Here is a 23534-nt window from a genome sequence, read left to right as displayed (position 1 = left end):
TTTAATATAAAGATTTCCTTAATTTAAATTCCTCATAACTCTCTCCACTTTCTAATGAGAAATATTCAAACACATAACGATCTTGTTCATCTATGTACTTTATCTCCCACAACGGTTGATTTTGGTCTATTGCTAAATTTATTCCAATGAAATGACAGGAAGTACATCTTGTCTCCCATGTTTCTAAAATAGCATCTTTACCAATATAATCATTGGCTAAATAAAATTTTATCGAATCTTCTTGACCTACGGGAACATAAGCAATAGCATCATCACCGTCATTCGTCTTCCCAGTCACAACATGATAAAATATGTCACCATGGTATCTTGTAATGTCTTGTATATTAGTGATGGTTGTTTCTTTTAATACCAATTGTTTTGATTGATCAAACCCATCCTCTTTTCTATCCTGTATTGCATTGAAAAGATAGAGGCTGTACCCAAGTATTACAATGAAAATGAATACTAACCCAGCTACTAACCAAATAAACCAATTAGGTGCGGTAAATGGTAAATATCGCTTTTTCATGATCTTCCTCATCTAGTGCAAGTCCAAACATTAAATCATCTTCCTTTAATGTTCGATTAAGACTATCTACAATTTTGTATAAATCATCGGAATGTTGAACCTTAACTGTTGATAATGTTTCAATTTTATTATTCATAAATGTTGCCTCCATTCAAAGAAGAACTTGTTAAACTTTCAATATTTGTTACTCATAGCATAAGTAAAATGACGAAAACTACTACTACAGTTGAAAATAAATACCTTTTTCATTATATCAGTTTACATCCAACTTTGTATTTTTTTCAACAAATTTCCCTAACCCATATTTATTTTTTACTGTGCGCAACCCTGCTGCGCACAGTTTTTTTATGATAAAATTTCGTAATCATTCAAATCCATTCGTATGACAGTTGTTCCTACGTATTTTAATTGATAGACGTCTATCCAAGATTCATTTAGACGTTCGATTAGTCCTTCATTGGGAACACAGTTATCACAATGAAAAACGATACTTAAATGTGGGTCTAATTTAGATAAGATAGATGAGCTTGGTGAATTTCCCTTCGCATAGTTACCAATCTTTATTATATTTGGTTTAACAGGGATCTTTAAAAGCTGCTCTTCGTTATCCACCTTACCCTGACTCAAGAACAAGATGGAATTTTTACCATAAATAATCCCTAAAGACATATCTCCATTTTCTTTTGCCTGTAGTACATTTATTTGTAAATTCCTTGCAAAGGAAAATGATTGGTCAGCTTTCCACTGTGTTGTTTTTGATTTACTTACTTGCTTCTTACAGATGTTACTTAATTTTCCTGCGTGATATACCTCTTCAATATTATACCTGTGAATGACTCGATTTGCATTCCCGCAATAATCAATGGTTTGCTTTGTAAGTAAAAGCTTATCAATTGTCTGAACTCCTAATTCTTTTAACTGGAAAAGTAGGGATTCTTCACTTTTTTGTGAACCAGTATTAATTAGCATATTTTTTTCCTTGTCTGTTCTTATAAGTGTTGCTTCTCCATCAGGAAGTTCAAAGAATGCAAAATAAATTTCTCCTTTATTTAAAGAAGGTGCTGCCATTGTTTCTATTGGTTCAAATTGTGAAATTAACAATGTACATGCAATGATATAAGAAACAAAGAAGTTAATGACACATTTCATGCTCTCACCACCCTAAAGGTTAGGATATGTAAAAACTAAAAACGTATCATAGCCATCGCTCTACCTTTTGCATTAATTTTTGGGTACTTTTGTAAGTAATTGGTACATCTGGGATAGATTCCGTAAAATATTTCCCATATCGTGCTTTAACTATACGCTCATCACATACAAATACGATTCCTCTATCCGTACTCGACCGTATTAGGCGGCCAAATCCCTGTTTAAAACGTATGACTGCGTTTGGCAACGCAAGTTCCATAAAGGGATTTTTACCATTTTCCTTTAATTGACTCGCCTTCCCCTGATATATGGGATGATCTGGTGGTTGGAACGGCAAACGAACAATTACTAAACAAGATAAATTACTACCAGGGATGTCAACACCTTCCCAGAATGAACTTGTACCTAGGAGAATAGCACGATCAAAAGCTTGAAAGTTCTTTTTTAAACGTTCACGACTTCCACTTGAAATCCCTTGCCCAATAATTATAAATTCTTCATCCATGATTTCCCTCAATAATTGATATGATTTTTTTAACATATCATAGGAAGTAAATAAAACTAACATCCTTCCGTTTGTAATCTCAGCCAAAGACAATATTGCCTCACAGGTTGCTTGAATAAAATCAGATTGATTTCCATATTGAATGGAAGGAAAATCATTGGGTATCATAAGTTGTACTTGTTTGTCGTACGAATATGGCGACTGTAGTTTACGCTCCATAATATTTGCGTCTTGAAGACCAAGTCTTTCCTTAATGAAGGAAAATGATTGTCTCATCGTCAGTGTGGCACTCGTTAAAATCACACTTGCTTTTTTATCGAATAAATTAGTCCGTAGAATCTTGGATATATCAATTGGCTCACAAAAAAGATATACCGAATTTTTTGCTCCGAATGCTTCTATTTCGATCCATTTAATTAATGTATCGTCGTTCTGATAAAATAACTGTTCTAAATAATCAATGATCATTTGCATTCGATCAATAACAGTTTGAATTTCTTCTAATTCATCATTATCTTCATTAAGTTCTGTAGTATTAACAACTTCTTTTGTAACAGATAAAAAATGAATAAGGTCCCTTAAATTAAAGGAAAGCCTGGAAACCATTTCCTTAATAGCACTCCATTTAGTACTCATTTCTTTATCTTGATTCCAACTATACTGGTATCGACCAACATCATTAACCGAAACATCCTTTGTTTGTTGGTCCATTACATATGCAAACAGATACCGGAATAACTCATCTGTGTCCGTTTTTGATTCTTGCCAAATAAAATTCCAGCGACTATTTTCAAGCCTTTGTTTTGCTTTAGGATATTTTTCAGCAATTCGTTTAAGCCATTCGCCTTCCTCAAGGGAGCCAACATGATTCAAAAGTGATTGAACACTAACATAATCGAGCCTAAGACCGAAATGTTTTGCTGCTGTTGACTCTAGATGATGTGCTTCATCAATAATTACTTGCTGATAAGAAGGTAATAATTGGTAATCACTAACAATATCTGCGCACATTAATGCATGATTAACAATCACAATGTTCGCTTTTTGAGCCTTTGTTCTAGCTTTCTGATAAAAAGAACGTGTAAACCAAGGTGATTTTACATCTAAACCACCTTCCGTTTCAGCAGATAACCGATGAAAAAATTGCTTTCCACTTGAGGGTAATTGTATTTCTTCAACATCACCTGTTACCGTTTCTGTCAGCCAAATTAATAAGATTGCCTTCGTTAACGTAATATCATAATTATCTTGACCGAGTGATTGTAGTTCTTTTTCAAACCGTTTAAGGCTTAAATAGTGCTGTTTTCCTTTCAATAGCTCAATGGTAAAGTCAAATGGTAATAGTTTTTTAATCAAAGGTATTTCTTTTTCAAATAATTGTGCTTGTAATTGTGTTAAATGTGTACTAATAACAATGCGCTTTTTATTCGATACTGATTCATAAATAGCTGGTACGAGGTAAGCCAAAGACTTTCCAGTTCCGGTTTCAGCCTCAATTAATGCATGCTTTCGCGATTGAAAAGCATCGAAAATAGTTTCTGACATTTCCTTTTGACCTGAACGCAACTCATAATGTTCCATAGCTTTGGCCAACATACCACTCTCGTTATACAAACCATCCACTAACTCCCCAAAAGAAACGGAAATGGTCTGTTCATTATTGGTTGCAGGCTTATCCTTTTTTATAGCAATACCTCGATAAATTTCTATATCATCTCTATCTAAAGATTGAAAGGATTTTTCTTCTAATAAATCATCGAATATGTCGTTTAAATCACTTTTAAGCAGAGGCTCTAATTGTTTAAGCTGGAATAAGGTTTCATATGGTAGTTTATTTAACTTATCAAGTAAATAGGAAAACAATTTAGAAGTTACCTTTGCATCTGAAATTGCACGATGCGGATTTTTGTGCTGCAATTCCAAATACTCAGCTAGTTGGCCTAATTTATAACCCGGTGCTATAGGCAACAGAATTCTTGATAACTCAACCGTATCAATAACAGGTTGAGTTAACGGTTTATATCCGACTTCCTGGAGTTGATCATTTAAAAAACCCAAATCAAAGGGGACATTATGTGCAACTACATAGCCATCTTTAAAAAGATTTACAATGTCTGTTGCAACAGAATCGAAGCTGGGTGCATCCGACAAATCCGTTTGTTTTATCCCAGTTAAATTCGTAATAAACGGCGGAATCTCTACGCCAGGATTAATAAAGGTCGAATAATCCGTAGTGATTTTCCCATCTTGAATGACGACAATTCCAACCTCAATTATCCGATCACCTTTTGTTGGTGAATGCCCCGTTGTTTCCAAATCAACTATAACAAATTTTCTCAAGGTTCCATCTCCAGTTTATAACAATTTAAATTCAAAAATTCAAAAATCATTTAAAAATTGATTCTCTTTGTACGTAAACAACGAAACTCCTATCAAATATAATTGATAAGAGCCTCGTAGGAATTAATATAAACAATTTATAACTTTATGTTATAACTCCGTTAATGGTGGTTCTTCATCAATCAACTGTTCAATTTCATTGTTATGATTCATGATTGCGACCTTAGGTTTAAAAGTTGATAACTCATCATTGGATAAAATGGCATAAGAGATAATGATAACCGTATCCCCTTTTTGAACCAATCTAGCAGCAGCGCCATTTAAACAGATAACTTTGCTGCCCCTTTCACCAGGAATAACATAAGTTTCCAGCCTAGCACCATTATTATTATTAACTATCTGGACTTTTTCGTGCGGCAATATATCAACTTGTTCAAGTAATTCTTCATCAATGGTTACACTTCCAACATAATTTAAATTTGCCTCTGTTACACGCGCACGATGAATTTTTGCCTTCATCATGGTACGAAACATATTCTTTCCCCCTACAAAATTGATTCAGATAGGAGCCCATCTTCGTTAATTACCAAATTATCAATCAATCTTGCCTTCTCAAAATAAACAGCAATAGCAAGAATTACTTGATTATTTATTTGTTTAACAGGCGTAAGATTTGGATAATTTAGTACTTCAACATAATCAATTTTAGCATGTGTTTGATTGCTAACATAATTCTTCACTTCTTTTACAATGTTAGCAGGATTTTTTTCCCCGTCAACCACTAATTTCTGGCCATATTTTAGCCCTTTATAAATGTATGGTGCAAGCTGCCTTTCCTCCTCATTTAAATAAACGTTTCTACTACTTTTTGCTAAACCGTCATTTTCTCTTACAGTAGCAACCGGGATAAGGGTTATAGGGTAATTTAAATCACGAATTAATAAATCAACCACTGCAACTTGCTGCGCATCTTTCATGCCAAAGTAAACGTAATCAGGAAGTGTGATATTAAATAGCTTAACTAAAACTGTCACTACTCCTGAAAAATGTCCTGTTCTTGACTTACCACATAGGACATTGCATCGTTGAGTAACATCCATGTGAATACCTTGATCAGAAGGATACATGTCCGATTTATCTGGCATGAATAGGATATCAACATGATTTTCCTTAGCTATATCTATATCACGAGCTTCATCACGTGGATATCGATCAAAGTCTTCATTCGGACCAAATTGTAATGGATTAACGAATATACTTGTAATCACTATATCATTATTATTTCTTGCTTCGGATATTAATCGTACATGTCCTTCATGCAAATAACCCATTGTAGGAACAAAGGCAATACTTTTCCCTTCAGCTTTCAACTGTTTTACATAGGCTTGCATTTCTTCTACAGATTTTACAATATACATGTTAATCACCTAGCTTTATTTCAGATAATACATTTGGACTCATGGAAAAGGAATGGGATTCATCTGGAAATGTCCCTTCTTTTACCTCGTTTACATACACTTGTAATCCGTTTACAATGCTATTATTTATATCCGTGTATGCTTTAACAAACTTAGGTAATCGGTCAACACCGTAGTTTACGACGTCATGATAAACAAGAACTTGTCCATCGCAATGATTACCTGCTCCGATTCCAATCGTAGGTATATCAAGTTCATTTGTAATGATTTGTGCTAATTCCATTGGAACACATTCTAATACAAGTGCGATTGCTCCACTATTTTGAATAGCCTTCGCTTCTCTAATTAATTGCTCAGCTGTTTCTTTATCTTTTCCTTGTATGCGATATCCACCGAGTACATTGACGGACTGAGGTGTAAGACCAATGTGAGCAACAACTGGAATGCCAGCGGCTGTTAATCTTGAAGTAAGTGTTAAAACTTCTTCAGATGCGCCTTCAATTTTCAAAGCATTTGCACTTGTCTCTTGAAATAAACGTTTAGCATTATACAACGAATCTGCTAACGAAACATGATAGCTCATAAAAGGCATATCAACAACAATAAATGTATTTGTAGCGCCTCTTTTTACTGCTTTAGCATGATGAATCATATCATCCATTGTAACTTTTATCGTTGAATCATATCCTAGAACAACCATTCCTAATGAATCACCTACTAAGATCATATCAATATTTGCTTGTTCACTCATCTTAGCTGAAGGATAATCATAGGCAGTTACCATTGTGATTTTTTCACCATTATCCTTCATTTTTAAAAAATCCATTCTATTTTTCATCGTGTGTTCCCCTCGTTATAAATTTCAGCAGAATAAATTTTTTCTGTTTTTCCATCAGGGTTTTTTATTAACAAACCCCCATCACTTTCTATTCCCAAAATTGTAGTGTTCCACGTATGATTAGGGGTGGTTATATTAACTGTTTCCCCAAGTTTATATCCAAATGATTCCCACTTCATTTTTATATCATGGAAACCATTTTGCAAATAATGATCATACGTTTGTTCAAATGTTGTTAGTATACTTTGAATTAAATCTCGAATATTATGGGTTTTATTTGTCTCTATTTTTAAAGAGGTTGCGATACTTTTCAACTCTTCTGGAAATTCATGGTGTGATTGATTTACATTTATCCCTATCCCTAGTACGATGTATTGTATTTGATCTTGCTCCGCTTGCATTTCCGTTAAAATTCCTGCTATTTTTTTGTCGTTTAGAATAATATCATTCGGCCATTTTATATAGGCTTTCACATTAACTTTCTTTAACAGAATATCTGCTAAAACCGTTGCAGCAAGTAATGTTAACTGTGGAGCTTGAATAGGTGGTATTTTGGGCCTTAACAATAAACTCATCCATATCCCTTGTTCGCTCATGGAATGCCATTTTCTCTCTAGTCTTCCTCTGCCAGCAGTTTGTTCATCAGCAATAATTACTGTTCCATGCTGTGCTCCTTCTTGAGCAAGTTGATGGGCTATATTTTGCGTTGATGGAACACTTTTTTTGTGAATAATTTTACTTCCTAACCATTTTGTATGTAGACCCCACTGTATCGTATTTGAACTTAATTTCTTTGGGAATTCTCTTATTCGATACCCCTTTCTAGGTACTGCATCAATGATATACCCATCTTTTTCAAGCTCTTTCATATGTTTCCATATCGCTGTTCTAGATTTTCGTAGCTCATTTGATAATTCTTGACCAGAAACAAATTCATCGTTTTTAGTTTCTAACAATTCTATTAATCGATTTCGGGTGGATTCCATTTTTTTACCCACTCTCTTATGTTGTTCTGATTATTTATTAATTTTGCTTCCACTACATTTTTTTCGATTTCGGCCAAACACTGCTTTATCCAAGGTCCCTTTGGATAATTTGGTTTTAATTCTATAATATCCTTACCATTTATAGCAAGCTGACTATTCGATAATATTGGTAATTCAGAACGAATATTGCGCAATTTCTCGATTGAAATTAGTGATTTTTCATTACCAAAAACAGTAATTAAACGAATAAAACCTTCATCACATTGTGGAGGAATTGTATATACTAACCATTTAGTTAAGCCATTTTCAAAATAATATTTACAAGCATTTGACAAGATCTTTGCTTCATTTCTGACTTGGTTGGAAAGTTTCCAGGTTTTTACCCATTCATCAATGGAAACGCATTCATCATACAAGTGTAATACAGCTATTAATTCACCATAAGAAAATAAAGTGGCCTCATGTTTCCTTATTTTCGTTTGTAATCTAGGATTATCTTTAAATACAGGAAAAAAATTCAACATTTTTGTTTTTGTAACTAATGTAATACCGTTAGCAATATATTGCCCATTAAACATTTTTAAAAATTCTACTGCAATTCGTTCAATAGCAATTCTCCCAATTAACTCAACATTTTCACATAATGCACCTAAGGTTTCTTTTTCAATTACAAAGCCAAGTTGGCTAGCAAAACGAATGGCACGCATCATTCTCAATGGATCCTCACTAAACCGTTCCTCAGCAACCCCAACTGCACGAATGCAGTGTTTACTCAAGTCAGAGCTTCCATTGAAAGGATCAATGATATTTCCATATCTGTCCATAGCCATTGCATTTATTGTAAAGTCTCTTCTTGCTAAGTCAGCTTCAAGATTATCTACAAATTGAACATGATCTGGATGTCGATAATCCGAGTAATCTCCCTCCACGCGAAACGTAGTAACTTCAAACGACTCCTTTTTATACCGAACAATTACCGTACCATGTTCTATCCCAACAGGAATAACCTTAGCAAATAGTTTTAATACTTCATTGGGCGTTGCGGATGTAGTAATATCAATATCTCCAATGTTTCTTCCCATTTGGTAATCACGGACGGCTCCACCAACTATAAATGCCTTATGTCCGTGTTTTTCAAAGATTTCCAACACTTCTATTGCTCTCTGGAAAATAGTACCTAACATATTAATCACCAGTCAATGCTTTCGTATATACCTGGAGATATTGGTCCAATATCTTTCTTGAATGAAACGAATACTGGACATGATTTATTGCGTTTTCAGAAAAACTTTTCCATAGCTTTTCGTTTGATAAGAGCTCTATCGATTTATCAGAGATCATCTCAATGTCTCCAACTTCAACAATAAAACCATTTTTATTATGAACAATAACCTCAGGTATCCCGCCAATATTCGTTCCAATACAAGGAACTCCACATGCCATTGCCTCTAATAAAACAAGACCAAAGCTTTCTTTTTCTGAAAGCAATAGTTTTAAATCAGCTAAAGATAAAAGTTCAGCAATATTTTTTTGCTTTCCTAAAAACAATACATAATTTGACAACCCTAAATCCTTAACTAATTGACGTATTTCTGTATATTCAGGACCATCTCCAATTAACATCAATTTAGATGGAACTTGTTCAACAATTTTTTCAAAAGCGTAAATTACATCTTCTACACGTTTTACTTTTCTAAAATTTGAAATATGTACAATAACTTTTTCATCATCTTTTATTTTAAACTGCTTTCTTAAATCAGGGTTAGGTTTATAGTAGTATTGTTGTTCATCAACAAAATTATAAACAACCTCTATGTCTTTTTCGACATGTAACATGTCTAAAGTTTGATTAACTAGACTTTTGGATACAGCGGTAACCATATCGGATTTTTCTATTCCATGCTTAATCATTTTCTTTAAGCTCTTATCAATACCAAGCACCGTTATATCGGTACCATGTAAAGTAGTTACAATCTTAACATCGTGCTGTGCAATTTCGCGCGCTAAAATTGCACAAATGGCATGGGGCATAGCATAATGTACGTGAAGAATATCTAGTTGCTCGTTATCAATTACTTCAGCCATTTTACTCGCTAGCGCTAAATCATAAGGAGGATATTGAAACACCGGATAATGATTTAATTCCACTTCATGAAAATAAATATTTGAAAAAACACTGTTCAAACGAAATGGTACACTCGATGTAATAAAATGAATTTCATACCCTTGTCTTGCTAATAACTGACCGAGTTCAGTGGCAATTATTCCTGAACCTCCGACAGTAGGATAACATGTAATCCCTATTTTTTTCATCGTATTCTCCCAACTATAATTCTTTTTCATGTCAATTTTATATTCTAGCTTACTTTTCGGGTAAATGAGAACCAATAAGTGTCAAATAATTAGCGTGTTGGAAAAGGTTATTTGACGACTTCTCGCCATTGAAAGTAACCATCCTCCAATGCACGAATTAATATTTCCGCCCCGCCAATGTTAGTTGCAATTGGAATTTGGTAGACATCACACAAACGCATTAATGCAATGATGTCCGGTTCATGTGGTTGAGCAGTTAATGGATCTCGTAGAAATATGACTAAATCCATTTCGTTATTAGCAATTTTAGCACCGATTTGTTGGTCACCGCCAAGCGGGCCTGATTGAAAACGAAACACCTCTAAACCTGTCGCCTCCGTTATTTGTTTTCCTGTTGTACCAGTTGCATACAACTTATGTTGCTTTAAGATAGTTGTATAAGCAACAGTAAAGTTGACCATTTCAGGTTTCTTCTTATCATGTGCAATAAGTGCAATGTTCATTTTCCCTCTCCCCTATTCCATTAAGTTTTCCAAACCATAAACAAGTAAATCTAACGTCACAACCTTATCAATAGCTAATTTAACACCAGTCATAAAGGATGAACGATGAAAAGAGTCGTGTTTAATTGTTAAATTTTCACCGGTTGAACCAAATACTACTTCCTGATGAGCAACTAGTCCAGGTAATCGCATACTATGTATTCTCATTCCATCAAGTTCAGCACCTCTGGCACCCGTTAAAGTTTCCTTTTCATCAGGATGACCTTGCTCCTTACTAGTACGCACTTCTTGAATCAGCTGGGCTGTTTTAACTGCTGTTCCAGAGGGTGCATCTAACTTCTGATCATGATGACGTTCAACAATCTCTACATCTGGGAAATATTTTGCAGCCCATTTCGCAAATTGCATCATTAACACAGCACCAATTGCGAAATTTGGAGCAATAACAGCACCTATCCCTTTTTCTTCTGCTAAATCGCTAAGTTCATCCAATTGCTCTTTCGTAAATCCAGTAGTCCCTACTACCGGTCTTATTCCGTATTGAATCGCTGTTTTCGTATGCTGGTAACCAACTTCTGGTGTAGTTAAATCTACTAAGACATCAGCATCAATTGACTGAAAACATTCATTAATATCGCTGTAAACCAATGCTTCGAATGGGGGTAGTCCTTCGATATCCTGCACTTTAAAACCATCGTAATTTCGATCAATGCAGGCTACTAACTCTAATTCTTCTTCCTTTTCGATCATCCGTAGTGCTTCACTACCCATTTTACCACGAGGTCCCGCCACGACTACTTTTATTTTATTCATTACTCATATCCTCCTCATTAACTCTTGTCCATCTATTCTTGTCTCTAGTCTCGAACTTTGTCATAGAAATATCAAATGCATTCGAAAGATCAATATTTAAAGAATTTGCAAAGGAAACCATAACAAACATTAAATCGCCTAACTCATTTTCAATAGTATTTTCATTTTCTGTTTGTTTCTTTGTTTTTTCACCATATACATGATTCACTTCTCTTGATAACTCTCCAATTTCTTCCGTAAACCTTGCAAGCATACTTAATGGTGAAAAATACCCCTCTTTAAATTGCCCAATATAGTTGTCTACCCGCTTTTGCATTTCGCGAGTGGTATATATTTTTTCCTGGTTCATTAAAGTAACTCCTTTTTGAAAAACTTTTTTTCCTATTTTAACACTTCCATGTTAGCGAATAGAACTAATTTTGACAAATGATTGAACCGTTGATTAAGACTGCGTGCTAAAATCCTCTAGAATATGATGTTATTTATTCAATAAAGTAGAAAGGAATCGGAAATATAGGGAAAACGATGTTCTTGTTTGACGCAGTTGTTTTTATAACATCGATTATTTCTTAACCTTCTTAATGTATAATATTAAAACGCATGGAAGAAATCATTTTCCATGCGTTTTTGTGTGTTATTTCTATTGATTTTTACCCTTTATATTTTAACTGTCATGTCCAAAGGTTGTTGCATTATCCATTTATAGTACAGAGCAATTAATCGTCATTAGATGCGACAAACATTAAGATAAATCGAATTAATTCAGCAAGAGCTACTAATGCAGCGGCAACATAAGTTAATGCAGCAGCATTAAGTACCTTCTTAGTTTGTCTCTCTTCATTATTTCTTATTACACCACTAGAAACTAATTGTCCCATCGCACGATTAGATGCGTCAAATTCAACCGGTAAAGTTACTAATTGGAATAGTACTGCAAAGGACATGAATACAATCCCAGCTAAAAACAATTCCATAAAACCTAAAAACATACCTGCTAATATTAATATAAAAGATGTATTCGATCCTAAATTTGCGAGTGGAACTAATGCATGTCTAAAACGCAAAAAAGCATATGCTTCTGCATCTTGAATAGCGTGACCGACTTCATGTGCGGCTATAGCTGATGCAGCCATGGAATGGCCATGATAATTGTCACTAGATAAACGTACTACTTTTTTTCTAGGATCATAGTGATCTGTTAAGGTACCTCTTGTTTCATCTACACTAACATTGTATAAACCATTATCATCTAATATTTTGCGTGCTACTTGTGCGCCTGTCATATATGATGAAGTGGCAACTTTGGTATATTTCTTATACGTCCTCTTTACTTTAGATTGAGCCCATAAAGGAATTATTAACAAGAGCGCAATATAAATAAGATAACCACCTAATGATGCAAACATGTACATTCCTCCATTACAAAATGCCTAGTCTTCAAGGTCAATTTTAGTCAAATTTTATTCTTTAGTCAACTAATTTGTAGTCTGTTTTTGACTTTTGTTTTTTTCACCTTTATATTTTTTCCAACCGACATAAGATAATGTAATCATAATGACGCCACCAACAACAAATATTAGCCAAAGAAATGATGTACTATCTTCTTTTTGGTTTGTATTGGAAACATCTAAAATACTAGTTTCTCGAAAAACTGTGACAAACTCTTGTGCATTTACATCCTGATTAGGATTTTGCTTAAATGATTCAAAAGTGCTTTCAAGACGTTCATAATTTTCTTCAGCCAAAGAAATACGAAGCGCTGGATTGATAATTTTCCAATCACTGTTTATTTGTTCTAATTGCTTGTTAGAAATTTCTGTTTGATTACTATAGGTAATAATTCTATCTTCCAAGTTTTTCTTCCAACTTAACCAGGCAGGGTCATGAGGATGAATAATGGAATCTACTGCAAACACTAAAGAAAGAGCGTTAGATAGCTTATTTGTCTTTTTAATTGATGAGTCTTGAATCATAGCTAAGTTTTTATCTAGCAAAGAAATTAACTCATCACTAGAATCAGGTGTTTCATTCTTAAAGAGTTGAGCTAATGCTTCCTTATGATTTTGTAAAAGGTTGTATGCACTCGTGTACCTTCCATCTTCTACAAATCGCTCATACTGATACAAAGTAGAACTTACATGCGAGTGATTTCCGTAAACAGGAATAGTAAACGTGGAAATTCCTATCATAAATATTATTAAGAAAATTAAAATATTACTATAGTTAAAAATATTGTGTCTCACAGAAATCCCCTCTCTCATTGATTCTCTTGTATATGTATGAGAGAAGAGACAAGTTTAGACCTTTATTTTAATAATAATATTTTACAATTGATCTTTTTCTAATCGTTAACCAATAGGCAATTCCAATAGATAAAATGCTTAACCAAAAAGTAAAGTAACCTATTTCTTTCATATAAGTTGTTAACGATGAGTAAATTGGCATCATACCAAAAACATAGTCAATAATGTCATTATGTAACGTCCATATACTTGTTAAAACGATATGCCTCCATTTAATTCGATAAAATGGTGCATATAATAAGCCTTGAATAGCCATCGCGCCATGTGAGGCAATTAACATATAGCCAGACCATGACAACTCACCATTTAGATTAAGCGTAAGAAGATTCATAACAACTGCCCACATACCATATTTAAATAATGTAACAAGTGCTAAAGCTTCTATATAAGGAACATTTCTTCCAAATAAATAAAAGAAAAGGAAAATTGTAAAGAATAGGCTAGCTGTTGGACTATCTGGAACAAACAGTATAAATTTTAATGGGGTTATTGCTAATTGACTTTCATACCACATATATCCATAGATGGTTCCAGCTAAATTTATGATAAACAATAAAAATAAAAATCTACGATCAAGCAGGATACCTTTCACCATATGTATTAACCCCCTTTAGTAAGTAATTCATCTGTATTTATTTCGAAACAAGAAACCCCCGTCCATCAATAGCGGACGGGGGAGTCAACATTATTATTCTGCTTCTTCATTTACAGAAACGATAAATTCAGCTAATTGTTGTAGCTCTTCTTCTGATCCTTCAAACTGATCTGCCGGCATTGTATTTATTCCATTAACCGCAATATCTTTTATTTCGTCAACATCATATTCAATACCAATTAATGACGGTGCAGCTGCTCCACCCTGAAGATTTTCTCCATGACAACTTATACAACTTTGTTCGTACACCGCATAACCTGGATCTTCCGTATTAATATCTACCTCTTGCTCTAGTACAGGCTTGTTTTCCTCTGCACGTGTTTCCCATTCTACATGAGAAGCCGCTTCCCATGTAAGCCAAATGACAGATATAATTCCCAAAAACATTAGAGTTGTTGAAATCGGACGTTGAATTGGGCGGCGCTTCGAACCAGTGTCCAAAAACGGCGCGAGAAATAATGCGCCAAAAGCAAGGCCCGGAATAACAATTGCCCCGATCACGTTATAAGGACCACTTGCAAATTCATATTTTAGTAATTGATATAAGAATAAGAAATACCAGTCTGGTAGTGGTATATAGGCCGCATCAGTGGGATCAGCCATTTTCTCCAGTGGTGCTGGGTGTGCAACAGTCATACATAAGAATCCAACTAAAAACACAGCCCCAACAAGCCATTCCTTCAAGAGAAAGTTCGGCCAAAAGGCTTCTGTTTTACCAGGGTATTCAGAATAATCTTTAGGTATAAATTTCTTCTTATCAGCAGTAATACGGGAATCGCCAACAAATTCCATCCCTTTTCCCTTTTTCACAGCATTCCCTCCTTCAAACAGTCAAATCTTATAGTGGACCTGAAATACCTTGTTTACGAATTAAGATAAAGTGAGCTCCCATTAAGGCAAATAAAGCTGCTGGTAGGAAAAACACATGTATCGCGAAAAATCGAGTGAGTGTTTGTGCACCAACAATTTCTGGGTCACCCGAAAGTAATGTCTTGGCCATCTCACCGATATAAGGTACACCTTCTGCAATTTCTAATGTTACTTGTGTTGCAAAATACGCTTTGTTATCCCATGGTAATAAATAACCAGTTAAACCAAGTGCGAGCATAACAAAGAAAATCGATACACCCACCATCCAGTTTAATTCACGTGGTTTTTTATATGCTCCCTGGAAAAACACTCGCAATGTATGTAAAAACAACATTACAATAACAACACTAGCACCCCAGTGGTGCATACCTCGTACAATTTGACCATGAGCGACTTCAGTCTGTAAGTAATATACAGATCTCCAAGCATTTTCTATATCAGGAACATAATACATTGTTAAAAACATCCCTGATAATATTTGAATAACTGTCACAAAGAACGTCAGACCACCAAAACAGTATACAAAAGCTGAAAAGTGATGAGCTGGGTTGACGTGCTCTGGAACTTCATGGTCTGCTATATCCCGCCACAAAGGCGTAATATCGACACGTTCGTCAATCCAGTCGTAAATTTTTTGCAGCATCGTCTACGCCTCCCCTCTAGGTTTTGCATTTCCAAGATATAATGTTCCATCTTCAATTCTATGCTCATATACATCTAATGGCGCTGAAGGAGGTGTGTTTGGTACATTTACACCGTCTTTATAATAACGACCATTATGGCATGGACAAAAGAACTCGTTTGGGTAGTCGCCACTTCCCTCCCAGGATACAACACAACCTAAATGTTTACATACTGGAGAAAGCGCTATAATGTCATCCTTTTCATCTTTATATACCCATGCACTTTTTGTTACTTCAGATTCATACCACGCATCAACCTGGTCAATAGTCCAGTCAAAGCGCTGTGGTTCTGTAGTTATCTCGTCCACTTCGGCTACAGCCTTATACTCACCTCGAGCATGTGTTTGAAGAACTGGATCTATAGCAAATCGAACCATTGGTGCAAGCATTCCAGCTGCCATAAACCCCCCCACACCTGTCAGTGTATAGTTTAAGAACTGGCGACGGGATACTTGTTGTTTTTTTTCACTCATCTTTTACCCCCCTCTGTGCATATTACAGCCTACATGGTAATTTTTCTCACAGTTTACTAGGACATTACCATGATAGCGCAAACTATTTGTTCGGTCAATAAAATTCACCAGTAACGTTCACTATTTTTCACCAGTATGATCTAACCAATTCTTTTACATGTTTTACTTGATCCTTAATAACCTTTTGTGTTTCGTTAGAATGTAAATCTCCAGATTGAATAGCAGGAAACCACAGCAGGTTACCTTTTAACTTTGATTCGTGCTTTTTCCAATGATGATCGAAGGTAAACAGGAAAATATGCTTAAAAGGCCTATGTTGTGATTGATTAATCCACTCATTTAAGCGGGGTAACTCCTGTTCTCTATCTGTTGTAAACAAATAGGTATATGTAGGTAACAAAAAAATCCTGCCTGTAAAATCTTTTTCCACTTCATTACTAAAAGCCTGAATAAGGTCGTGTTGAGACACAACTTGATTCATTTGTTCACTATCCTCAAGTGCAATTGGTACTAAAGGAATTAGTAACGTATCTATATATTCTTGTGCTCCTAAATATCTCGTTATGTCTATTTTGTTCCATTTCATTGAAACTATCCAACCTTTCCTAATTATTTCTCTATTTTACTAAATTTATCATAATAAAAAACGAATTTCACGAAAACTGGTGAAATTCGTTTCATTATGAATTATATAACAGATTAATTACTAAACTTAGAAAGGTCAATTTTATCACTAAATTGTATTTCAAGTTCTTGTAGTTGCTCTGAATAAGTATTAAAAGCATCTAAATTACGATCATCAAGTGCTTGATCAATCTTACGTTGTAGCTGTTTTTTTTGATAGTTAAACAATGATATATTTAAAACATCTTTTGCAATATTTTTTTCTTTTTTGGTGATAAAGAAATCATCAGGTAAAAATGGATTGTCCTCCAAAACCGCTACGTATGCTGGACATTGATTTGAATTTTTAAAGCTTAATTGTATATAAATGGGTTCATTTTTGTTTAGACGAATATCATGAAAGGATTTCTCAGCATCGGTAGTAACAATGTGGTTTTTGTAAAAGCGAAATGGGACATCCTTCGAACAATGGGTTGATATGACAATTCCTCTGGGGCAATACCGTGCTTCTCTTATGAAATGCACTCTGCTCAACAAATTATCATGATTAATTAAGTAATTTAATATCCATACACTTTCTCTTTTCTTTAATTGATAATTACTTAAGAACCAACGAATAAACTCCTTTTTATCTTTTACTGAAACAGACGTATTCAAAGTTTCTGTCCCCTCCTAATTAAAAGAGACTATATAGCCTTTGTATTCAATCCGATCAAATAATTTGAGGTGTAACTCAGCTTTATCATTCTATACCTTTACATCCAATCGTCGTTTTGCTTCAAGCGACTAATAAATTCTTCGATTTCATTGTCTGCTGGCTCTAAGTGGAGATATTGGGAAAGAATTTTAATTGCTTCTTCGATCCTCCCTTCTTCTACAAGAAAATGACCATATTCTTTCAGAAAATCTGAATCTTCTTTAAAATTATTATATGCATCGCTATACATGTTTAATGCATCATTAAAAGATTCTGTTTCTTTATATGCCTTTGCTAACTCCCACTTATAGTATCCATCCTCTTCTCCCAGTTCAATTAAATGTGTTAACAACTCAATAATTGCTTGATCATTTTGGGCTTGTTTATAATTTTCAATTAAAAATAAAACTGCCTCTAAATAGCCTGGATCTATTGAAACAGCTTTTTTAATTAATTGAAAGCTCTCTTCTTGATTTCCTAGTCGATGAGCAAGAACACCAGTCAAGTAGTACAGTTCCTTGTTAAAGTCATCGTAGTTTAATCCTTTTTTTGCTGTTTCGTAAGCTTCGTTTACCATTCCTTCGTTGTCATAAGCTTGTGCAAGGAAATAATAAACCGAATGATAATAGGGGTCATTTTCAATTAATTGTTCCCAAACCTTAATAGAAATATCTAAGCGATCACCTTTAAATGCAATAAACCCATAGCGAAACAGAATGTCCGCATCATCATGCCCAGATTCTTGGTAAAATTCAAGCGCTTGTTCGAAATCACCAGTTGACGCATAAGCCTCAGCTAAACGAATGCTAACATCCACATCAGCAATTTGGGGGCGATCTAGTAAAACTTTTTCATAATAAGGGATTGACTTCTGATATTCTCCATTCGAAAAAGCTAATTCACCTAAAGCAAAATCAATTAAATATTCCATTGGATCCATGTTTTTTGCTTCTAATAATTTTTGCTCTGCTACTTCATATAATCCTTGAGCTTGGTATAAATCAGCTAATTGAATTAACACCTCTAAATACCCCTCATCATTTGGTGAAAATCGATTCAATATATTCATTGCTGCTTCGTCATCTTCTAAATCAATATAAATCTCAGCAAGCATAATTTTTAATTCAGCTTCATTCGGATGTTGTTGAGACAATTCTATTAATATAAATTTAGCTTCCTCTAACATTCCCCACTGCATATAAAGTTCAGCAATTGTAAATTTTTCCTCTTCATTTGCTTGTGGTAAAAAGCTCTCTAATGTATCTATTGCTTCTTCCGTACGTTCTTGTTCCATTAATTTGATTGCTTGATGAATTTCCTCCATGATTCGGACACCCTTTCTTCCTAACTTGCTGGAACACTTTTTAGCTCTTCGTTAAACCATTAAAAAATGGCTAGGAATAGAAATTTCTCTAAAGTTACCCTTATTGAGATTATCATTAATGAGATAGTCACTCTTTATAATATTTCCATTCATAACTGTCACTAATGGAATAGCTTTATGATATCTAACTTTAGAACATTCATCAATCGATGGGATTTTTTCTAGATCAAATAGATTATAATCCGCAAATCCATTTGGAAGTATTTCGCCTTTGTAAGGTGAAATTCCTGTTAAACGAAGTGATTCTTTTGATAAAGGAAACTCAGATAATTTTTCAGGTAATGTTCGAACCATAAAAGCTTCACTCAAGTTTCTCCATGTTGATTCAGCCTCATCCTGTTTTTTTTCTAATGCGCTCGTATCAATTAAAATTGGAATTCGTGAAAAGGATTGAGATTGCTCCATCCACTCCCAACTTATTCGAAACAAATCTTCCATGTTTTGTAGATTTAAGATAAGAAAAGGCATTTTTTTTCTACCAAAAAAGCGAACATGTTCTGGACTTATAATAGTAGAAGGTATCTTAGGTACAATCATATAATCAATTGGTAAACCGTCTAAGGCGTCTCGAAAATGATAAAATATTTGCTCGAAATTATTTTTACTTTTTATTGGTAATTGACATAAAAGTAACGTGCATCCCCGATAAATATATTGTTTTACAATGCGTTCTTTATCATTTGCTTTGAAAAGAGGCATTTCTACATCTACGTATACCTTGCCTGGGCCAACCCAAAATTGATCAGTTTCCATTTGTTTAATATTTGCTGATCCTTTCAAGTCCCTAGCGAATTTCCCATCTTGAATTTGTATACATTTTGATGTCCATTTCCCATCATTATAAACATAATCGTTATAAAAATAATAACCCCCCATACCTTGATCCCCCTTTTGGATTTTGTACAAGGTATGAAGGGTTTCTCCTTACTATGATTATTCAACGATAATTTTTTTTAAATCTGAAAAGAATTCCGGGTAAGAAATAGCGATGCATCCCGGGTTTTTTAGTGTAATTGGTTGACTTGATATTAATGACGCAACTGCAATCATCATTCCAATCCGGTGATCACCAAAAGAATCAGCCACTCCCCCATCTATGCTGCTATTACCTTTAATAATCATTCCATCTTTTGTTCCTTCAATATCCGCACCTATTGCTTTTAATGTTTGGACAACTGACTCAATTCGATCTGTTTCTTTGTAGCGTAACTCCTCTGCGTCCCGAATAATTGTCTCTCCTTCGGCTTGTGTTGCTAATAATGCAATAATAGGAATTTCATCGATAATTCTAGGAATAATTTCCCCGTTAATATCGATGCCTTTAACAGGCGAATAACTGACTGTGATAGATCCTACAGGTTCTCCACCAATTGTTCTTTCTTCAACAACTTGGATTGCAGCACCCATTGCATGTAACACATCTAATATGCCTGTTCTTGTTGGATTTAATCCCACATCCTTTAAGGTTAAGCTGCTGCCTGGAACAATAGCAGCTGCGATCAAAAAGAAAGCAGCGGATGAAATATCGCCCGGAACATGAATGTCTGTCCCTATTAACGATTGTTTTCCTTCAATAGTAATTGTTCCTGACTGTTTTTTTATTTTTCCACCAAATGCTTCTAACATATTTTCAGTATGGTCTCTTGTTGTCGTTTTTTCTGTAACGGTTGTCCACCCGTCTGCCATAAGACCTGCTAATAAAACCCCTGATTTTACTTGAGCACTTTTTACAGGTGTTTCAAATGATATGCTTTTGAGGTTTCCACCTCTAACCGAAATAGGTAGGTATTTGCCGTTTTCTCGGCCATCAATGACAGCACCCATTTGCTTTAAGGGAACTGCAATTCGATCCATCGGTCGTTTTGTAAGAGATTCATCACCATATAGCGTGAAATGATAAGGTAATCCAGCTAATACACCCAATAATAATCTTGCTGTAGTACCGGAATTTCCAAGGTTTATTGGTTCTAGAGGTTCTTTTAATTCCTTTACACCTTTACCATCAATCAAAACCGTTTGGCCTTGTTTTTCAATATTTACTCCCATTGCTTGAAAAGCAGCAATAGTTCGTAAACAGTCTTCCCCGTCTAAAAAATGTGTTACTTTTGTTGTTCCTGATGCTAAGGAACCAAAAATAATAGCACGATGGGAGATAGATTTATCACCTGGTACATGCAGTTCACCTTGTAAAGAACTGCTTATAGGGGTTAATAATTTCTCGGTCACTCGAAACACCTCTTATTCTTCAATCATTGTTTCATACCCTTTGGTATCAAGAATTTCTTTACTTCTTTTCTGATCTTTTTTATCTTTAAAACTCAACCGTAGTACACCAGTAATTCCTTCGCGAATTTCTAATATTTCTATATTATTTATACTAATCTCAGCTTTTGCCAATAATTCAACTACTTGTAATAGTGCTCCAGGTTGGTCAAATATATCAACATATAAATCATAAAAAGCAGGGATAGCACCCTTCTTTTTACTATCTAATCCATCCCGATATTCTTTCGCTTGTTCAAGATAGTGATACATTGACACCTTATCACCAGTATCCAGCAAATTTTTTAACTCTTTCATTTCCGTTATCCAATCTGAAAGCAGATGACTCATGCCTTTTCGATTATGAAAAAAGATATCTTGCCACATTCCCGGGTTACTTGATGCGATACGTGTAATATCACGGAATCCTCCAGCAGCTAATGTCGGAATGTAAGCATGGGTTTCCTGCCAATTTTTTGCTTGGTGAACAAGTGAAGAAGCTATTAGGTGTGGAAAATGTGAAATAACACTAGTCATTTCATCATGTTCTTTTGGCTCTAAAATAAGAAAATTACTGTTTGTTCCTCTTAATAATTCTTTCAAAGCCTCAACCTTTTCTTCTAAACAGGGTTCAAAAGGAGTTAAAACATAAATAGCATTTTCAAAAAGATGCCCTTTTGCTGCAGTAATTCCTTTCTTGTGGGATCCTGCCATCGGGTGCCCGCCAATAAAAGTAACAAATTCTGAAGGTAAACTTCGAGCAGCATCCATTACTGGTGATTTGACTGACGACACATCAGAAATAATAATAGGCTTTTTAAATTCAATGTTTTTAAGTTGATCGACTAGTTCAATTGCCTTTGAAACAGGTGCTGCAATAATACAAAAATCAGCTTCTACTACAGCCGAAACAAAATCTGTCGTTGCTTTATCGACAATCCCATTCATCAAACAATAGTCTAGTGTTTTTTTGTTCACATCAACGCCAATAAGGTGATGGTCCGTCGTCTGTTTCAAATTAATTGCCAACGAGCCTCCAATTAAGCCTAAGCCCGCTATTACTACCGTTTGTTTCAATTTACATTCCCCTTCTTCTGTGATGAAGCAATCATTTCATTTACATACTGCTGGAGCTCCTCCATATCTTCTGCATTTCCAATGGTTATTCTTACGCCATATGGATGACCCAATGCTTCACCCGATCGGACAATAAACCCTTTTGTTAATAAATACTGAAACATTTCATCTCCAGTTACGGGCAACTTAACAAACAAAAAGTTTGCTTCAGAATCATAGTAGGAAAGTCCAATTGAATCTAAAAACTCCATAAATGCGTGTTTGTTCTTGGTATTCTTCCTTTTAGTATCGCTTAAAAAAGCTTCATCTTTTAATGCTACTAGCGCTGAATGTTGAGAAATAGCTGTGGTATTAAAAGGTCCTCTAGCAATGTTAAGTAAAGTAACTATATCTTTACTAGCCACCCCGTAACCAACTCGCAAGCTTGCTAATCCATACGCCTTCGAAAAAGTACGTAATACAACAAGATTCGGATATTCCTCTAACGCTTTTATTGTATCAGGGTAATCACTTGTTTCGATATATTCAAAATAAGCTTCATCAACAACAACTAACACATCTGTTGGACACTTCTGCATTACATTGGAGAAGCTTTCTTTATCTATTAAACAACCAGTTGGATTATTCGGCGAGCACAACCACAAAACACTTGTGTCCTTGTCTATTTCTTTCAGCATAGCCTCTAAGTCATGGTAACCATCTACTAATGGTACCTCTCTAACTTCTGCACCTTGAATTAGTGCATTGTGTTTATATTGCGGAAACGTTGGAGTCGCCATAATTGTATTCTTTCCTGGCTCTAGATAAGTTCTACAAATTAGGTCAACAACTTCATCTGATCCACACCCAAAAACGATTTGATCACCGCTAACTCCTAATTTATTTGAGAGAGCTTCCCTCAATTCGGTCGAGTAACCGTCTGGATAAATCTCCAAATGATCAAGTTGTTTTGGAATAGCATCTTTTACCATTTCTGAATAACCAAATGGATTTTCATTTGAAGCTAATTTAACAATTCTTTCTAATCCATGCTCTCTTTTCACATCTTCAATTTGTTTTCCGGGTTTGTACGGAGACATTTGTTTGAATATTTGCTTGCTTTTCATGTTTTT

The 23534-nt window shown here is 34.7% G+C and carries 26 protein-coding genes; all 26 read right to left on the bottom strand.

Annotated features, from left to right (window positions below; genetic code table 11):
• Position 1: 1 nt before the first annotated feature.
• Positions 2-529, bottom strand: coding sequence for a cell wall elongation regulator TseB-like domain-containing protein (locus tag JOC48_RS01665; RefSeq protein WP_204497303.1), 528 nt, complete (start codon positions 527-529; stop codon positions 2-4).
• On the bottom strand, positions 495-665 hold the full coding sequence (locus JOC48_RS01660; protein ID WP_204497302.1) for a YpmA family protein: 171 nt from the start codon (positions 663-665) through the stop codon (positions 495-497). The genes JOC48_RS01665 and JOC48_RS01660 overlap by 35 nt, the downstream gene beginning before the upstream one ends.
• A 209-nt stretch (positions 666-874) precedes the next feature.
• Positions 875-1678, bottom strand: coding sequence for a ComEC/Rec2 family competence protein (locus JOC48_RS01655; RefSeq protein WP_204497301.1), 804 nt, complete (start codon positions 1676-1678; stop codon positions 875-877).
• A 46-nt stretch (positions 1679-1724) separates the two neighbouring features.
• Positions 1725-4523, bottom strand: a complete 2799-nt coding sequence (gene dinG, locus JOC48_RS01650; RefSeq protein ID WP_204497300.1) for an ATP-dependent DNA helicase DinG — start codon at positions 4521-4523, stop codon at positions 1725-1727.
• Between the two features lie 150 nt (positions 4524-4673).
• Positions 4674-5057, bottom strand: coding sequence for an aspartate 1-decarboxylase (panD, locus tag JOC48_RS01645; RefSeq protein ID WP_204497299.1), 384 nt, complete (start codon positions 5055-5057; stop codon positions 4674-4676).
• Positions 5058-5068: 11 nt separating this feature from the next.
• Positions 5069-5941 carry a pantoate--beta-alanine ligase gene (gene panC / locus JOC48_RS01640; protein ID WP_204497298.1) on the bottom strand — a complete coding sequence of 291 codons (873 nt, stop codon included), beginning with the start codon at positions 5939-5941 and terminating at the stop codon, positions 5069-5071.
• A 1-nt stretch (position 5942) separates the two neighbouring features.
• Positions 5943-6779, bottom strand: coding sequence for a 3-methyl-2-oxobutanoate hydroxymethyltransferase (gene panB, locus JOC48_RS01635; RefSeq protein ID WP_204497297.1), 837 nt, complete (start codon positions 6777-6779; stop codon positions 5943-5945).
• Positions 6776-7735 (bottom strand): biotin--[acetyl-CoA-carboxylase] ligase, encoded by a 960-nt coding sequence (locus tag JOC48_RS01630; RefSeq protein ID WP_338024211.1) that lies wholly within the window; start codon positions 7733-7735, stop codon positions 6776-6778. Before JOC48_RS01630 ends, panB begins: the two co-directional genes overlap by 4 nt.
• Before the next feature lie 5 nt (positions 7736-7740).
• Complete coding sequence (locus JOC48_RS01625; RefSeq protein ID WP_239584127.1) at positions 7741-8949, bottom strand: CCA tRNA nucleotidyltransferase; 1209 nt, start codon at positions 8947-8949, stop codon at positions 7741-7743.
• Between the two features lies 1 nt (position 8950).
• The gene (bshA, locus tag JOC48_RS01620) at positions 8951-10078 is read right to left on the bottom strand and encodes an N-acetyl-alpha-D-glucosaminyl L-malate synthase BshA (RefSeq protein WP_204497294.1); all 1128 of its coding nucleotides are present in this window, start codon (positions 10076-10078) and stop codon (positions 8951-8953) included.
• A 107-nt stretch (positions 10079-10185) separates the two neighbouring features.
• Positions 10186-10581 (bottom strand): methylglyoxal synthase, encoded by a 396-nt coding sequence (gene mgsA / locus JOC48_RS01615; RefSeq protein ID WP_204497293.1) that lies wholly within the window; start codon positions 10579-10581, stop codon positions 10186-10188.
• 12 nt (positions 10582-10593) lie between these two features.
• Positions 10594-11394: a 4-hydroxy-tetrahydrodipicolinate reductase gene (dapB, locus tag JOC48_RS01610; RefSeq protein WP_204497292.1), complete on the bottom strand. Its 801-nt coding sequence runs from the start codon at positions 11392-11394 to the stop codon at positions 10594-10596.
• The gene (locus JOC48_RS01605; RefSeq protein WP_204497291.1) at positions 11387-11743 is read right to left on the bottom strand and encodes a nucleotide pyrophosphohydrolase; all 357 of its coding nucleotides are present in this window, start codon (positions 11741-11743) and stop codon (positions 11387-11389) included. Before JOC48_RS01605 ends, dapB begins: the two co-directional genes overlap by 8 nt.
• 367 nt (positions 11744-12110) lie before the next feature.
• Positions 12111-12800 carry a zinc metallopeptidase gene (locus JOC48_RS01600; RefSeq protein WP_204497290.1) on the bottom strand — a complete coding sequence of 230 codons (690 nt, stop codon included), beginning with the start codon at positions 12798-12800 and terminating at the stop codon, positions 12111-12113.
• Positions 12801-12869: 69 nt separating this feature from the next.
• Entirely contained in the window at positions 12870-13583 is a 714-nt protein-coding gene (locus JOC48_RS01595) for a sporulation protein YpjB (protein ID WP_204497289.1), read from the bottom strand.
• Between the two features lie 121 nt (positions 13584-13704).
• The gene (gene lhaT, locus JOC48_RS01590; protein ID WP_204497288.1) at positions 13705-14292 is read right to left on the bottom strand and encodes a lipoprotein heptaprenylglyceryl N-acetyltransferase LhaT; all 588 of its coding nucleotides are present in this window, start codon (positions 14290-14292) and stop codon (positions 13705-13707) included.
• A gap of 93 nt (positions 14293-14385) precedes the next feature.
• Complete coding sequence (locus JOC48_RS01585; RefSeq protein WP_204497287.1) at positions 14386-15162, bottom strand: c-type cytochrome; 777 nt, start codon at positions 15160-15162, stop codon at positions 14386-14388.
• A gap of 28 nt (positions 15163-15190) precedes the next feature.
• On the bottom strand, positions 15191-15865 hold the full coding sequence (qcrB, locus tag JOC48_RS01580) for a menaquinol-cytochrome c reductase cytochrome b subunit (RefSeq protein ID WP_204497286.1): 675 nt from the start codon (positions 15863-15865) through the stop codon (positions 15191-15193).
• Between the two features lie 3 nt (positions 15866-15868).
• Complete coding sequence (locus JOC48_RS01575; RefSeq protein WP_204497285.1) at positions 15869-16378, bottom strand: Rieske (2Fe-2S) protein; 510 nt, start codon at positions 16376-16378, stop codon at positions 15869-15871.
• Between the two features lie 127 nt (positions 16379-16505).
• On the bottom strand, positions 16506-16964 hold the full coding sequence (locus JOC48_RS01570) for a YpiF family protein (protein ID WP_204497284.1): 459 nt from the start codon (positions 16962-16964) through the stop codon (positions 16506-16508).
• Between the two features lie 113 nt (positions 16965-17077).
• Positions 17078-17659, bottom strand: coding sequence for a ReoY family proteolytic degradation factor (locus JOC48_RS01565; RefSeq protein WP_204497282.1), 582 nt, complete (start codon positions 17657-17659; stop codon positions 17078-17080).
• A 98-nt stretch (positions 17660-17757) separates the two neighbouring features.
• Positions 17758-19023 carry a tetratricopeptide repeat protein gene (locus tag JOC48_RS01560; protein WP_204497280.1) on the bottom strand — a complete coding sequence of 422 codons (1266 nt, stop codon included), beginning with the start codon at positions 19021-19023 and terminating at the stop codon, positions 17758-17760.
• Between the two features lie 51 nt (positions 19024-19074).
• Positions 19075-19959: a hypothetical protein gene (locus tag JOC48_RS01555; protein ID WP_204497279.1), complete on the bottom strand. Its 885-nt coding sequence runs from the start codon at positions 19957-19959 to the stop codon at positions 19075-19077.
• A gap of 57 nt (positions 19960-20016) precedes the next feature.
• Positions 20017-21309, bottom strand: a complete 1293-nt coding sequence (gene aroA / locus JOC48_RS01550; RefSeq protein ID WP_204497278.1) for a 3-phosphoshikimate 1-carboxyvinyltransferase — start codon at positions 21307-21309, stop codon at positions 20017-20019.
• Positions 21310-21321: 12 nt separating this feature from the next.
• Positions 21322-22422 carry a prephenate dehydrogenase gene (locus JOC48_RS01545; RefSeq protein WP_204497277.1) on the bottom strand — a complete coding sequence of 367 codons (1101 nt, stop codon included), beginning with the start codon at positions 22420-22422 and terminating at the stop codon, positions 21322-21324.
• Positions 22419-23528: a histidinol-phosphate transaminase gene (hisC, locus tag JOC48_RS01540; protein WP_204497276.1), complete on the bottom strand. Its 1110-nt coding sequence runs from the start codon at positions 23526-23528 to the stop codon at positions 22419-22421. Before hisC ends, JOC48_RS01545 begins: the two co-directional genes overlap by 4 nt.
• Positions 23529-23534: the final 6 nt, after the last annotated feature.

This window comes from Aquibacillus albus (assembly GCF_016908325.1).
Taxonomy (GTDB): domain Bacteria; phylum Bacillota; class Bacilli; order Bacillales; family Amphibacillaceae; genus Aquibacillus_A; species Aquibacillus_A albus.
This window is presented reverse-complemented; position numbering and strand designations above follow the sequence as displayed.